The organism is Dactylosporangium maewongense (assembly GCF_039531485.1).
Classification (GTDB): domain Bacteria; phylum Actinomycetota; class Actinomycetes; order Mycobacteriales; family Micromonosporaceae; genus Dactylosporangium; species Dactylosporangium maewongense.
In genome coordinates this window covers 15,849-30,034 of record NZ_BAAAQD010000016.1, presented here as the reverse complement: position 1 = coordinate 30,034, position 14,186 = coordinate 15,849, and the positions used below count along the sequence as shown (strand labels likewise).

At 76.2% G+C, this 14,186-nt stretch carries 4 protein-coding genes; 3 read left to right on the top strand and 1 reads right to left on the bottom strand.

Annotation, left to right across the window (positions count from 1 at the left end):
- The first annotated feature begins 27 nt into the window (after positions 1-27).
- The 3 genes from ABD332_RS34655 to ABD332_RS34645 are packed head-to-tail and all read left to right on the top strand — an operon-like array spanning position 28 to position 13,326.
- Positions 28-4,827, top strand: a complete 4,800-nt coding sequence (locus ABD332_RS34655; protein ID WP_344506724.1) for an amino acid adenylation domain-containing protein — start codon at positions 28-30, stop codon at positions 4,825-4,827.
- Positions 4,814-8,038 (top strand): non-ribosomal peptide synthetase, encoded by a 3,225-nt coding sequence (locus tag ABD332_RS34650; RefSeq protein ID WP_344506722.1) that lies wholly within the window; start codon positions 4,814-4,816, stop codon positions 8,036-8,038. The genes ABD332_RS34655 and ABD332_RS34650 overlap by 14 nt, the downstream gene beginning before the upstream one ends.
- A complete protein-coding gene (locus ABD332_RS34645) occupies positions 8,035-13,326 on the top strand; it encodes a non-ribosomal peptide synthetase/MFS transporter (RefSeq protein ID WP_344506720.1) in 5,292 nt (1,763 codons plus the stop codon). Before ABD332_RS34650 ends, ABD332_RS34645 begins: the two co-directional genes overlap by 4 nt.
- On the opposite strand, the gene ABD332_RS34640 is transcribed toward ABD332_RS34645, so the two are convergent.
- Positions 13,293-14,183: an NAD-dependent epimerase/dehydratase family protein gene (locus ABD332_RS34640; protein ID WP_344506718.1), complete on the bottom strand. Its 891-nt coding sequence runs from the start codon at positions 14,181-14,183 to the stop codon at positions 13,293-13,295. The two genes, ABD332_RS34645 and ABD332_RS34640, sit on opposite strands and share 34 nt — an antisense overlap.
- Between the last annotated feature and the right edge of the window lie 3 nt (positions 14,184-14,186).

The following is a 14,186-nucleotide window of genomic DNA, read 5'->3' as shown; positions in this document are numbered from 1 at the left end:
GGTGCCGCGGGCGGGGGAGGACCGCGCGTGTCTCATCGTGTCCATGTCGCGTTCGAGGAGCAGGCTCGGCGCACTCCCGACCGGGTGGCCGTCATCGCCGGGCAGGTCCGGATGCGGTACGCGGACGTGGCCGACCGCGCGAACCGGATCGCCCGTGAGCTGCGCCGCGCCGGCGCCGGACCCGGCGAGCTCGTCGGGGTGTGCCTGGGCCGGGACGAGCACCTGCTGCCGGCGCTGCTGGGCGTGCTGAAGACCGGCGCCGCGTATGTGCCGATGGACCCCGCGTACCCGGCGGAGCGCCTCGAATACATCGCCGCCGATGCCGGCGTGAAGCTGATCGCGACGACCACGGCGACGGCGAAGGGCACGCTCGCGGTCGACGAGATCGGCGCCGACGCCGACAGCACCCCGCTGGGAGGCGAGGGCGACGAGGGCGACGGCAGCGACGCGGCGTACGTCATCTACACGTCGGGCTCCACGGGAAGGCCCAAGGGCGTCGTCGTCGAGCACCGCAACACGATGAACCTGCTGCGCTGGGAGGCGGCCGCGTACACGGCCGAGGAGCTGCGGGGCATGCTCGCCACCGCGTCGATCTGCTTCGACCCGTCGATCACCCAGCTGTTCCTGCCGCTGGTCACCGGCGGCACCGTGATCCTCGCCGAGAACCTCCTCGCGCTGCCCACGCTGCCCGCCCGCGCCGAGGTCACCACCGTCTACGGCGTGCCGTCCGCCCTCAGCGTCCTGCTCCGCGAGCCGCTGCCGGACGGCGTGCGGGCCGTGTTCGCCGGTGGTGAGCCGCTGACCCGCGGGCTCGTCGACCGGATCTACGCCAACCCCGGCGTACGGCGGGTGCTCAACCTGTACGGCCCCACCGAGTGCACCACCACCTGCGCGGTCGCGGAGATCGGCCGGGACGGCACCGACGAGCCGCCGATCGGGCGCCCGATCGCCGGCGCGGTGATGGAGGTCCGGGACGCCGCCGGCCAACCCGTGGCGGACGGCGAGCTGGGCGAGCTGTGGATCGGCGGCCCGGTGGTCGCCCGTGGCTACCTGGGCGACGACCAGCGAGGCGCGTTCGTCGTCGAAGCGAGCGGCCGGATGTACCGCACCGGCGACCTGGTCCGCGGCGCCGGCGGGGTGCTGCGCTTCGCCGGCCGCGCCGACGACCAGGTGAAGATCCGCGGCTACCGGGTCGAGCCGGGCGAGGTCGAGGCCGTGCTGGCGCGCCACCCGGCCGTCCGCCGCGCGTGCGTGCTGGCCGTCGCCGACGCCGATGGGGTCAAGCACCTGGTCGGGCACGTGGAGGCGGCCGGCGCCGACGAGCGGACCCTGCGCGCCTGGCTGCGCCGGCGGGTGCCGGACCACCTGGTGCCGACCCGGATCGGCGTCGCCGACCGGCTGCCGCTGGGCCCGAACGGCAAGGTCGACCGGGCCGCCCTGCCCCCGCTGCCGCCCGGCCGCCCGGCGGGGACCGGCTTCGTCGCGGCCCGTACACCCGCCGAAACCACCATCGCGGCGATCGTCGGTGACGTGCTCGGCATCGCCGGGGTGGGCGTCGAGGACCGCTTCACCGACCTCGGCGGGCACTCCCTCGCCGCCGCCCGTGTCTGCGCCCTCGCCGGCCGCGAGTTCGGCACCACGGTCGCCCTGGCCGACTTCCTCGCCGAGCCCACCGTCGCCGCCCTCGCGGCCCTGGTCAACGGCGGCCGGAGGCCCGCGGCGGCGCCGGTCCGGCACGAGGGGCGGGCGGAGTATCCACTCACCCCGACCCAGCGCGAGCTGTGGACGCTGCGGCAGATCAGCCCGGTGCCGTCCGTCACGACGGTCGCGTTCCGTGCCCGGCTGACCGGCCCGGTCGAGCCGGCGGCGGTCAGGTCGGCGCTCGCGGCGCTGGTCGCCCGGCACGAGGTCCTGCGCAGCCGGATCGTCGACCGTGTCGGGGCTCCGGTAATCGTTGTCGGCGTCGGTACGGCGGTGCCGCTGGCCGAACACGACCTGCGCGACCAGTCCCCGGCGGCGCGGCGGGCACGGTCCGACGAGATCGCCGCCGCGGCCGCACGGCACGCCTTCGACCTGTCCGGGACCGAGCCGCTGCTGCGGGTCGACCTGATCCGGGTGTCCGCGGAGGAGTCGGAGCTGGTCGTCGTCAGCGACCACGTGGCGTTCGACGGCTGGTCGACCGGCACGTTCCTCACCGAGCTCGCCGCGGACCTGGCCGCGCCCGGCAGCGTCGCCCCGCCGCCGGTGCAGCTGGGCGACGTCGCGCTGATGGACACCGCCCCCGGGAGACAGCCGGACGCCGCGGGGAACCGGTGGCGGGACGAGCTGGCGGGCGCGTCGCCGCCGGGCGAGCTGTTCACCGGCAGCGGCGGGTTCCGGGGCGAGCGGCTCACCCGGCCCGTGCCGCCGGACGTCGTCACCGGGCTGGCCGAGGTGTGCGCGGCGAGCGGCGCCGCACCGTTCGCCGGCTGGCTGACCGCTCTCGGCCTGCTCCTCGCCGGCCTCACCGCACGGGCGGACGTCCTCGTCGGCGCGGTCGTCGCCCGCCGCGCCGGACCCGAGCTCGACGGCGTCATCGGCCCGCTCGTCGACGTCCTGCCGGTCCGCCTCCGCCTGGACGCCGCCGCCACCGTCCGCGACACGATCGCCGCGGCCTCGGCGACGACCGCCCGCGCGCTCGACCGGCCCCGGCCGTCCACCGAGGATCTGTTCGAGGCCGTCGGCACCCAGCCGCGCGGCGCGATGATCACCCCGGTGGTGCTGTCGGCGCAGCCGGCCGGCCTGCCGGTGCGCGTCGAGCGGGGCGGGGTCCGCCTCGAGCTGCTCGGCGAGCTGAGCTGCGGCGGCGCGCAGAACCCGCTCACCGTCTTCGTCAACGAGACCGCCGGCGGCGCCGAGCTGCAGCTGGAGTACGACCTCGACCTGACCGACCGGGCGGCGGCGGCCGCGTTCGCCGACCGGCTGCTGCTGGTGCTCGCGGAGCTGACCGCCGACCCCGACCGCCCGCTGACCCGGGTCCCGCTCGTCACCGCGGCCGAGGCGGCGGACCTGCTGGGCCGGGCGGCCGGCCCGCCGCTGCCCGCGGACGCGCCCGCGACCGTGGTCGACGCGATCGCCCGGCAGGTCCGGCAGCGCCCCGGCGACGTCGCCGTCGCCGGCGCGGACGGCGAGCTGACCTACCGGCAGCTGTGGGACGCCTCGGCCGAGGTCGCGTCGGTGGTGCGCGGGCACGGCGGGGTCGTCGGCGTGTGCCTGCCGCGCGACCACCGGCTGCCGGCGACGCTGCTGGGGGTGTGGCGGGCCGGCGCCGCCTACCTGCCGCTGGAGCCGGAGCTGCCGGCGGAGCGCCTCGCGTGGCTCGCCGCCGACGGCGGGGTCCGGACCGTGCTGTGCCGCACCGCGACCGCCGCGGCGGCGTCGGCGGTGACCGGCACCCAGGCGCTCGACCTCGACGAGGTGCCGTCCGCCCCCGAATCAGCCGCCGATGTACCGCTGCCGCCCGTCACACCCGGCGACCTGGCGTACCTGCTGTACACGTCCGGCTCGACCGGGACACCCAAGGGGGTGGCGGTCGCGCAGGGCGGGCTGGCGTCGCTCACCGAGGCGCTGCGGCTCGAGCCCGGCATCGGGCCGGGCGACAGGATGCTCGCCGTCGCCACGGTCAGCTTCGACACCTCCTGCGCGGAGATCTGGGCCACGCTCGCCGCGGGCGGCGCCTGCGTCGTCGTGGAGCGCGACAGCGCCGTCGACGGGCACCGGCTCGGCGAGCGGATCGCCGAGCACCGGATCAACCTGATGAACGTGCCACCGACGATGCTCCGCACGCTGCTCGCCGCGCGCTGGACGGGCGCGCCGGACCTGCGGGTGTGGGCCGGCGGCGAGGCCCTCGACCCCGCGCTGGCCCGCGACCTGCTGCCCCGGGTCGCGCAGCTGTGGAACGTCTACGGCCCGACCGAGGGCACGGTCCTCTCGGCCGTGCACCGCGTGACCTCGGTCGGCGACACCGTGCCGATCGGGCACCCGATGCGCGGCGAGCGCCTGTACGTGATGGACCCGCTGCACCGGCTGGCGCCGCCCGGTGTCGCCGGCGAGCTGTGGATCGGCGGCGGCGGCCCCGCGCTCGGCTACCACCGCCGGCCGGAGCTGACCGCCGCCGCGTTCGTGCCCGACCCGTTCGTGCCCGGCGGCCGCTGCTACCGCACGGGCGACCTGGTCCTGTGGCGACCCGGCGGAGACCTGGAGTTCCGCGGCCGGCGGGACCATCAGCTGAAGGTCCGCGGGCACCGCGTGGAGCTCGGCGAGATCGAGGCGGCGCTGCGCGACCACCCCGGCGTCACGCACGCCGTGGTCACCGTGCGGGGCACGGGCGCCGAGGCGCATCTGGTCGGCTACCTCACCGGCACCGCCACCGGCGAGCAGGCCGCCGGAGAGCTGCGGCGCCGGCTGCCGGAGCACCTGGTGCCGCACCGGTGGGTGGTGCTCGACGCACTGCCGGCGCTGCCCAGCGGCAAGGTCGATCTGGCCGCGCTGCCCGACCCGGACGACACCCGGCCGCACCGGCCCGCCGAGTCGATGATGGAGCAGCTCGTCGCCGACGTGTGGACGCAGGTCCTCGCCACGGACCGGATCGGCGCCGACGACAGCTTCTTCGGCCTCGGCGGGCACTCGCTCGCCGCGACCCGCGTCGCCGGCCGGCTGCGCGACACGCTCGGCTGCGCGGTGCCGGTGCGGCTGCTGTTCGACCATCCGGTGCTCACGGACTTCGCCGAGCGGCTGGAGCGCCTTGTCATGGACGAAATTCGGGGGAATGACTATGACCTTGTCTGAGCAGGACACGCTGCGCGCTCTCATGGAGCGGCGGGTCGCGGCCGCGCGGGCCGCCGCCGCGGACGCCGCGGCCGGGTCCGAGCCGGAGATCCCGCGCCGGGCCGACCCGGACGCGCCGCAGCCACTGTCGCCGTCGCAGCGCCGGCTGTGGTTCAACGCCCAGTTCGAGCACAACACGTCGATCTACCACGTGCCGGCGGTGCTGCGGCTGACCGGCCCGCTCGACGCCGACGCGTTGCTGGCCGCGCTCCGCGACGTCGCCGCCCGGCACGAGGTCCTGCGCAGCGTCGTCGTGCCGGCCGACCTGGTCGCGGTCGCCGTGCCCGCCGACCGGATCGAACTGTCCATCGTGGACGCGACCGAGGCGACGCTCGCCGAGTCGCTGCGGCTCGAGGTCAGCCGCCCGTTCCAGCTCGACCAGGAGCCACCAATGCGGGCCGCGCTGTTCCGCCTCGCCCCGGAGCACCACGTCCTGCTGCTGACCGTGCACCACATCGCCACCGACGCCTGGTCGCAGGACCTGATGCTGGACGAGCTCGGCGCCCTCTACGCCGCCCGCCTGCACGGCACCACCTCGCCGGCGCCCCCGCGCCTGCAGTACGCCGACGTCACCGAGTGGCTGGCGGCCCGCCCCGCCGACGACCACGTCGGCTGGTGGGTGCAGCGCCTCGCCGGGCTCGCCCCGGTCCTCCCGTTCCCGGTGGACCGGCCCTACCCGGCGGTCGCCGACTGGACCGGCGGCTACGTGCCGCTCACCGTGCCGCCGGCGCTCGCCGCACGGATCCGCGCGGCCGCCCGCGACGGGCAGGCGACCCCGTTCATGGTGCTGCTCGGCGCGTGGCAGGCGCTGCTCGGCCGGCTCTGTGGCAGCGACGACGTCGCCGTCGGCGTGCCCGAGTCCGGGCGGCACCACCGCGCGACCGAAGGCGTCGCCGGGTGCTTCATCAACACCCTCATCATGCGGACCGACCTGGCCGGCGACCCGACCGGCCGGCAGCTGCTCGACCGGGTCCGCGAGACCACCCTGGAGGCGTTCGCGCACGCCGAGGCGCCCTTCGAGCGGGTCGTCGAGGCGGTCGCGCCGGAGCGCTCGACCGCCACCACGCCCATCTTCCAGTCGATGCTGTTCCTGCTGGAGACGCCGCAGCGGGACCCCGTCCTGCCGTCGGTACGGGCGCAGCGCCTGCCCTCCCCGCTGGACTCCAACAAGTTCGACGTGAGCCTGTCGCTGACCGGCCGCGACGGCGGATACGACGGCTTCATCAGCTACCGCAAGGACGTGTTCGACCAGGCCGCCGTCCAGCGGTGGGCGCGCTGGCTCCTGGCGCTGCTCGACGGCATGCTGGCCGACCCGGACCGGCCGCTGTCCCGGCTCGACCTGCTCGCCGACGCCGAGCGGGCCGCGCTGCTCGCTCAGGGCACCGGGCCCGACCTGCCCGCGGGCGCGCCCGCGACCGTCCTGGACGCGGTGCTCGCCCAGGCCGCGGCGCGCCCCGACGCGGTCGCGGTCGACGCCGGCGACGGCACCCTGACCTACGGCGACCTGGCCACCGCCGCGAAGCGGATCGCGACGGCGCTGCGGCGCTGTGGCTCCGGGGACGCCGAGGGCTCCGGACCGGTCGGGATCTGCCTTCCCCGCGACCGCCACCTGCCGGCCGCGCTCGTCGGCGGGTGGCTGGCCGGGTCACCGTACGTGCCGCTCGAACCCGACCATCCGGTCGAGCGGCTGCGCTACCAGCTCACCGACTCGGGCGCCGGCGTCGTCCTCGCCGCCGCCGAGACGCTCGACGTGGCGCGCCGGATCGCCGAAGGCACCGGAGCCGTCGTCGTCGACCTCGCCGCCGCCCTCGCGACGGAGCCGGGCGAGCTGCCGCCGGTCGGGCCGGGCGACCTCGCGTACATCATCTACACCAGCGGCTCGACGGGCCGCCCCAAGGGCGTGGAGCTGACCCACGGCAGCCTCGCCGCGTTCGTCGCCGCGCAGTGCGAGCTGATGCCGGTCGCCCACGACGACGTGATGCTCGGCCTGACCGCGCTCTCCTTCGACGTCGCCGGCCTCGAACTGTGGGTCGCCCTCGGCCACGGCCTGCGCCTCGCGCTGCTCGAACGCGGCGTCGCCGTCGACGGGCACCAGGTGGCGCGGCGGATCACCGAGGCGGGGGTGACCGTGATGACGGCGACGCCGACCACGTTCCGGATGCTCGTCGCCGCGGACTGGCGGGCGCCGCGGGTGCGGGCCGTCGCCATCGGCGAGGCCGTCGACCCCGTCCTCGCGCGGGAGCTGACGGCCCGGCTCGGCGAGTTCTGGAACGGCTACGGCCCCACCGAGACCGCCGTGACGTCCACCATGCACCGGGTCATTGCCCCCGTCGGCGACACCGTGCCCATCGGCACCCCGATGGCGGGGGAGTGGGTGTACGTGATGGACCCCAACTCCCCAGCTGCCGGGCGGCTCGCGCTGCCCGGGACCGTCGGCGAGCTGTGGATCGGTGGGGCCGGCGTGGCGCGCGGCTACCGCGGGCGGCCCGACCTGACCGACGCGGCGTTCGTCGCCGACCCGGTGCGCCCCGGCGAGCGCTGCTACCGGACCGGTGACCTGGTCCGCTGGCGCACCGATGGGCTCCTCGATTTCCTCGGCCGCCGCGACCACCAGGTGAAGGTGCGCGGGCACCGCATCGAGCTCGGCGAGATCGAGGTGCGGCTGCGGGCCGCGCCTGGCGTCGCCGAGGCCGTGGTGACCGTCGCCGGCGGCGCCGACCCGCACCTCGTCGGCTACGTCGTGCCGGGACCCGGGTCGGTGGTCGACCCGCCCGGCCTCGAGACGCTGTTACGGGCGGCGCTGCCCGAGTACATGGTGCCGCGCCGCTGGATGACGCTGCCGTCCCTGCCGGTCAACGGCTCCGGCAAGGTCGACCGCGGCGCCCTGCCCGAGCCGCACGACGAGGTCCGCGAGCGGGTCGCGCCGCGCAGCGACGCCGAACACCTCGTCGCCGACGTGTGGGGCGCGGTGCTGCACCGCGACGACCTGTCGGTGCACGACAACTTCTTCGCCCTCGGCGGGCACTCGCTGTCCGCGACGCTCGTCGTCGGCCGGCTCCGCGACGCGCTCGACCTGCCGGTGCCGGTGCGGCTGCTGTTCGAGCAGCCCGTCCTCGCGGGCTTCGCCGTGGCCCTCGAGTCGCTGCTGCTGGCCGAGGTGACGCAGGCGTGACGGTCACCGACAACCAGCGCTCGCTCATCCGGCAGCGCCTGGCAGCGGCCCGCGCGGTGACGAGCCGCGCCGCCGCCCACACCGCCACCAGGATCCCCGCCACCGATCCGGGCGTTCCCGCGCCGCTGTCCCCGGCGCAGGCGCGGCTGTGGTTCATGCACCAGCTGGAGCCCGACAGCGCCGCCTATCACGTCACGGCCACGGTACGGCTGACCGGCGCGCTCGACGTGGCCGCCCTGACCGCCGCGGTCCGCGACCTGGCGACGCGGCACCACGTGCTGCGCAGCCGGTTCGTGGACCAGGACGGCACCCCCACCGCGGTCGTCGGCGCCGCCGGCGACGTGCCCGTCGAGACGGCGGGCACGCTCGACGCGTTCCGGGACCGGGCGTTCCGGCTCGCCGAGGAGCCACCGATGCGGGCGCTCATCTGCCGCACCGGCCCGGACGAGCACCTGCTGCTGCTGGTCGTGCACCACATCGCCTTCGATGCGTGGTCCGTCGACCTGGCCCTGCGCGAGCTCGCCGACCTCTACGCGGCCAGGGTGGAGGGCCGGCCCGTCCCGGCCGCGCCCGCGGTGCAGTACGCCGACTACGCCCGCTGGCAGGGCGGCCGGGAGTCGTCCACAGTGGACCTCGACTGGTGGGTCGAGCGGTTGCGGGGCCTCGCGCCGGTGCTGGACCTGCCCGCCGACCGGCCCCGCCCGCCCGTCGCCGGCGCCGAGGCCGGGCAGGTGCCCGTGGAGGTGCCCGCCGCGCTCACCGCCCGCATCGACGGCCTCGCCGCGGCCGGCGGCGCGACCCCGTTCATGGTGCTGCTCGCCGCCTGGCAGGCGCTGCTCGCCCGGGTCTGCGGCACCGACGACGTCGCCGTCGGCGTCCCCGCCGCGGGCCGGCACCACCCGGACGTCGAGACGATGATCGGGTGCTTCATCGGCACGCTGGTGCTGCGCACCGACTGCTCCGGCGACCCGACCGGCCGCCAGCTGCTGGCCCGCGCGCGGGAGACCGCGATCGACGCGCTCGCCCACGCCGAGACCCCGTTCGAGCGGATCGTCGACCGGCTGCAGCCCGAGCGGAACCTCGCCACCACCCCGATCTTCCAGGTGCTGCTGAACGTCCTGGAGCAGCCGCCCGCGCCGATGCGCTTCCCCGGCCTCGACGCGCACGTCGTCGACCTGCCGATCCGCACCACGAAGTACGACCTCAACCTCGCGCTGTCCCGCACCGCCGACGGCTACCGCGGCTCGCTCGTCCACCGCGCCGAACTGTTCGACGACGACACCGCCCGCCGCCTCACCGGATGGTTCCTTGCGCTGCTGGACGGGCTGACCGCCACCCCCGACGTGCCGGTCGGCCGGCAACCGCTGGAGCCGGGCGCGCTGTCAGGACCGGCCGGCCGCCGCGTGTCGTACACGATGGAACAGCCACTCGATCAACTGATCGCGCGCCACGCGGCGCTCACGCCCGACGCGACCGCGGTCGTCGCCGCCGACGGCAGCCTGACCTACGCCGAGCTGGACCGGCGCGCGGGCGTCGTCGCGGCGCGGCTGCTCGCCGGCGGGGTGCGGCCGCAGGAGCCCGTCGCCGTCCTGACCGAGCGCGGCGTCAGCCTGCCCGTCGCGATGCTCGGCGCGCTGAAGGCCGGCGCCGCCTACCTCCCGATCGACCCCGGCTACCCGGACGGGCGGGTGGCGGACATCCTCGACGCGGCCGGCGCGCGGTTCGTGCTCACCGAGGCGGCCTTCGCCGGCCGGGTCGCGGACCGCCGGGCGCTCGTCGTCGCGGACCTCGCGGGTGAGCCGGCGCAGGCCGTGCGGGTGCCGATGGACCACCTCGCGTACGTCATCTTCACGTCGGGCTCGACCGGGAGACCCAAGGGCGTCGCCGTCGAGCACCGGCACATCGCGCACTACCTGCACGCGGTCGCCGACCGCATCGGGCGGCACGCGTCCTACGCGCTCGTCTCCACCCACGCCGCCGACCTCGGCATGACGAACCTGTTCGGGGCGCTGACCACCGGCGGCGTCGTGCACCTCGTCGACCGGGAGACCGCCACCGACCCGGAGGCGTTCGCCGCCTACCTCGCCGCGCACCCGGTCGACGCGATGAAGCTCGTCCCCAGCCACCTGGAGCTGCTCGCCGCGCACGGCGACCTCGCCACCCTGCTGCCCCGCGCGCAGCTCGTCCTGGCCGGCGAACCATGCCCGTGGGAGCTGATCGAGCGCATCGAGCGGGTCCGCCCCGACCTCGGCGTCCAGGTCCACTACGGCCCGACCGAGACCACGGTGTCGGTGCTCGGCTGCGACGTGCGCGAGATCCCCGCCGGGCGCCGCCACGGCATCGTCCCGATCGGCCGCCCGTTCCCGAACGTGGAGTGCCTCGTCACCGACCCGGCCGGCCGGCCCGTGCCCGCGGGCGTGCCGGGGGAGCTGCACATCGGCGGGCCGGGCGTCGCCCGCGGCTACCTGCACGGGCGCGACGACCGGTTCACCGGCGACCGCTACCGCTCCGGCGACCGCGTCCGGGTCGACGCGCACGGCCTCGTGCACATCCTCGGCCGCGTCGACGACCAGGTGAAGATCCGCGGCTTCCGGGTCGAGCTCAACGAGGTCGCCGCCGCCGTCCGCGCCGTCCCCGGCGTCGGCGAGGTGGTCGTGCTGCCCGTCGGCGAGGCGCACACGCGGCGGCTCGCCGCGTGGGTCACGCCCGCGACCGCCGACACCGGCGTGATCCGGGCCGCGCTGCGGGACCGGCTGCCCGACTACATGGTGCCGTCGGCGTTCGTCGCGCTCGACCGGCTGCCGCTGACCGCCAACGGCAAGGTCGACCGGGCCGCGCTGCCCGCCCCCGCGGCACCGGCGGCGGCCACCCGCATCGCGCCGTCGACACCGACGCAGGTGCGGGTCGCGGCGGCCTGGGCGCAGGTGCTCGACGACGCCGACCCCGGGCTCGACGACGACTTCTTCGCCCTCGGCGGCGACTCGTTCAAGGCCGTCCGCGCGGTCCGCGCCATCGACCCGCAGCTGCGCGTCATCGACCTCTTCACGCACCCCACCGTGCGCGAGCTCGCCGCGTACCTCGACGGTGACACCGGATCGTCGGGGCTGCTGCACCGCCTGGCCGGGCCCGCCACCGGCACGCTCACCGTCGTGTGCGTCCCGTACGGAGGTGGCTCCGCCGCCGCGTACGGGCCCCTGGCGACGGAGCTGGCGCAGCGGATCCCCGGCGCGGCCGTCCTCGCCGTCGAGTTACCCGGGCACGACCCGGCCCGCCCCGACGAGCCGCCGCTGCCGATGTCCGCGCTCACCGACCGGATCGTCGCGGACCTGCCGCCCGGGCCGGTGCTGGTGTACGGGCACTGCGTCGGCTCCGCGGCCGCCACCGAGCTGGCGCTGCGCCTGGAGGCCGAGGGCCGGGACGTGGTGGGGCTCGTCGTCGGCGGCAGCTTCCCCGCCGCGCGGCTGCCCGGCCGGGTCACCGCGTGGCTGCACCGGCGGATCCCCGCCACCTGGTGGACGTCGGACCGGGCGTACCGGGACTTCCTGCGGACCCTCGGCGGCCTCGACGACGACACCGGGCTTGATACTGGACTGGACACCGAAACGATCCTGCGCGGACTGCGGCACGACGTCGACGAGGCGCAGACCTGGTTCACCCGCGAGCTGACCCGCCCCGACCGGCGCCGGCTCCGCGCGCCCGTCCTGTGCCTCATCGGCGCCCGGGACCGCTCCACCGAGCTGTACGAGGAGCGCTACACCGAGTGGGGCGCGTTCGCCGACCGGGTCGCCCTCGCCGTCCTGCCCCGCGCCGGGCACTACTTCCTCAAGCACCAGGCCGCGCTGGCCGCCGACCGCATCGCCGACGCCACACGGGACTGGGGGGAGGGGCGGCCACCGGAGCCGGTCAGCACCGCGGTCGCCGGCGGGCGGGCCCGCCGCGACCTGCGCGACTTCTACCTCATGGCGGCCGGGCAGACCGCGTCGCTGATCGGCGCGGCGCTCAGCTCGTTCGCCCTCGGCGTCTGGGCCTACCAGCAGCACGGGCGGGTCGCCGACTACGCGCTCGTCACCATGCTGGCGCTGCTGCCCTCGATCCTGCTGCTGCCCCTCGGCGGTGCCGTCGCCGACCGGCTCGACCGGCGGCGCATCATGCTCGCCTGCAACGGTGCCGGCGCCGCGGTCATGACGGCCGTCGTGACCCTTCTCGCCCTGGGCACGCTGGAGATCTGGACCGTCGGGCTCCTCGCCGGGCTGCTGTCCGCGATCACCGCGTTCCACCGGCCCGCGTACCTGGCGGCGGTCGCGCAGCTCGTGCCGAAGCCGTACCTCGGGCAGGCCAACGCCCTGGCCAACCTCGGGCCCGGCATCGGCATGCTCATCGCGCCCCTCGCCGGCGGCGCGCTCATCACCGCGCTCGGCATGCCGTGGGTCGTCGCCGTCGACGTGGTGTCGCTGCTCGTCGGCGTCGGCACCCTGCTCGTCGTGCGGCTGCCCGACCGGCTGTTCCGCCGGCAGGAGGAGGCCTTCGCCCGCGCCATCGCCGGCGGCTGGCGGTTCCTCGTCCGGCGGCGCCCGCTCATGATCATGATCGGGTTCTTCGTCGTCGAGAACTACCTGGCCATGCTCGCCCTCGCCGTCACCGTCCCCACCGTGTACGGCTTCGGCGGCACCACCGCCGTCAGCGTCGTCACCACCTGCAGCGGCATCGGCGCGGGCCTCGGCGCGCTCGCCATGGTGCTGTGGGGCGGCGCCGAACGCCGCGCCACCGGCATGGTCGGCTTCGTCATCGGCGTGGGTCTCGGCGCGGCGCTCGTCGGGCTGCGGCCGTCGACCGCGGTCGCCGCCGCCGGCAGCCTCGTCTGGTACGCCTCCCTGACGATCCTCAACGCGCACTGGCTCGCGATCATCCAGGTCAAGGTCGGCCTCGAGCTGCAGGGCCGGGTCCTCGCCACCAACCAGATGCTGGCGGTCGCGATGACCCCGCTCGCGTTCCTGACCGCGCCGCCGCTCACGTCCCTCGTCACACCGCTGCTGCGCCCCGGCGGCGCGCTCGCCGGGACCGTCGGCGAGGTGGTGGGCGTCGGCGCCGACCGGGGCGCCGGGCTCGTCCTCGTCGCGTGCGGGGTGCTCCTCGTCGTGTGGGGCGCGCTCGGGCTCGCGTACCGGCCGCTGCACCGGATGGAGGACGACCTGCCCGACGTGTCCGCCGGCGCGGAGATCCCCGACACACTCGACGAGGTGCAGGACGCGCTGCTTCAGCGGGAGTTGGCGGACCGCCAGGCGACGTAGTCGGCGACCGCGGCGGCGATGTCGAACTCGGGCTTGAAGCCGGTGTCCTCGGTGAGGCGGCTGATGTCGAGGTACGGGTGGGCGCCGCCGCCCCCGGGCCGCGCCTCCGCCTCGAGCGCGTCCGCGACCTCCCGGTAGGTGAACGGTCGGCCGCTGGACACGTTGTATGTGTCGTGCCGCAGGCTCGGGGCGGTCATGAGCAGGGCGATCGCGCGGCCGGCGTCCGGCGCGTAGCAGGTGTCGCCGCCGTCGCCGGCGTGCAGCGGCGGCGGCTCCTCGCCGCGCAGCACGGCGCTGATGTACGGCGGGATCGGGTTGAACGGCGACTCCGGGTCCATGAGCGGACCCCATGTGCTGCCGATCCGCAGCAGCACGGGCTGGACGCCGGTGCCCTGCAGGGCGTGCGTGACGACCGGCTCGAGGGCCTTCTTGAACGCGACGATCAGGTGCGGCAGGTGCGCGGCCGGCAGCGGCAGCTCCTCGTGCCAGGGGATCTCGGGCCGGCCGATGTACACGCCGATGCTGCTCGCGACGGCGAACCTGCGCACCGCCCGCGTGCGGGCCGCGTCGAGGGCGTTGAGCAGCCCGGCCATGTCCCTGCGGAAGTACGCCACCGGATCGTCGCCGGGGATGGAGCCGGCGAGGTGGACGATGCCGCTGATCTCGTGGCGGCCGGCGAGGGCGAGGAACGCGTCGCGGTCGGTGACGTCGAGGGCCTCGACGGTGACCCGGCCGGCGAGGAACGACGGCACCTCCGCCCGCCGGTGCGCGGTGACGACGACCTGGTGCCCGAGGTCGGCGAGCGCGCGGGCGGTGTGGGCGCCGATCATGCCGAGCCCGCCGGTGACGAGGATCATGGC

Bases quoted from the DNA above. Each gene is read 5' to 3' on its own strand.
- ABD332_RS34650 (WP_344506722.1), top strand. From the start codon at position 4,814: ATGACCTTGTCTGAGCAGGACACGCTGCGCGCTCTCATGGAGCGGCGG.
- ABD332_RS34640 (WP_344506718.1), bottom strand. From the start codon at position 14,183: ATGATCCTCGTCACCGGCGGGCTCGGCATGATCGGCGCCCACACCGCC.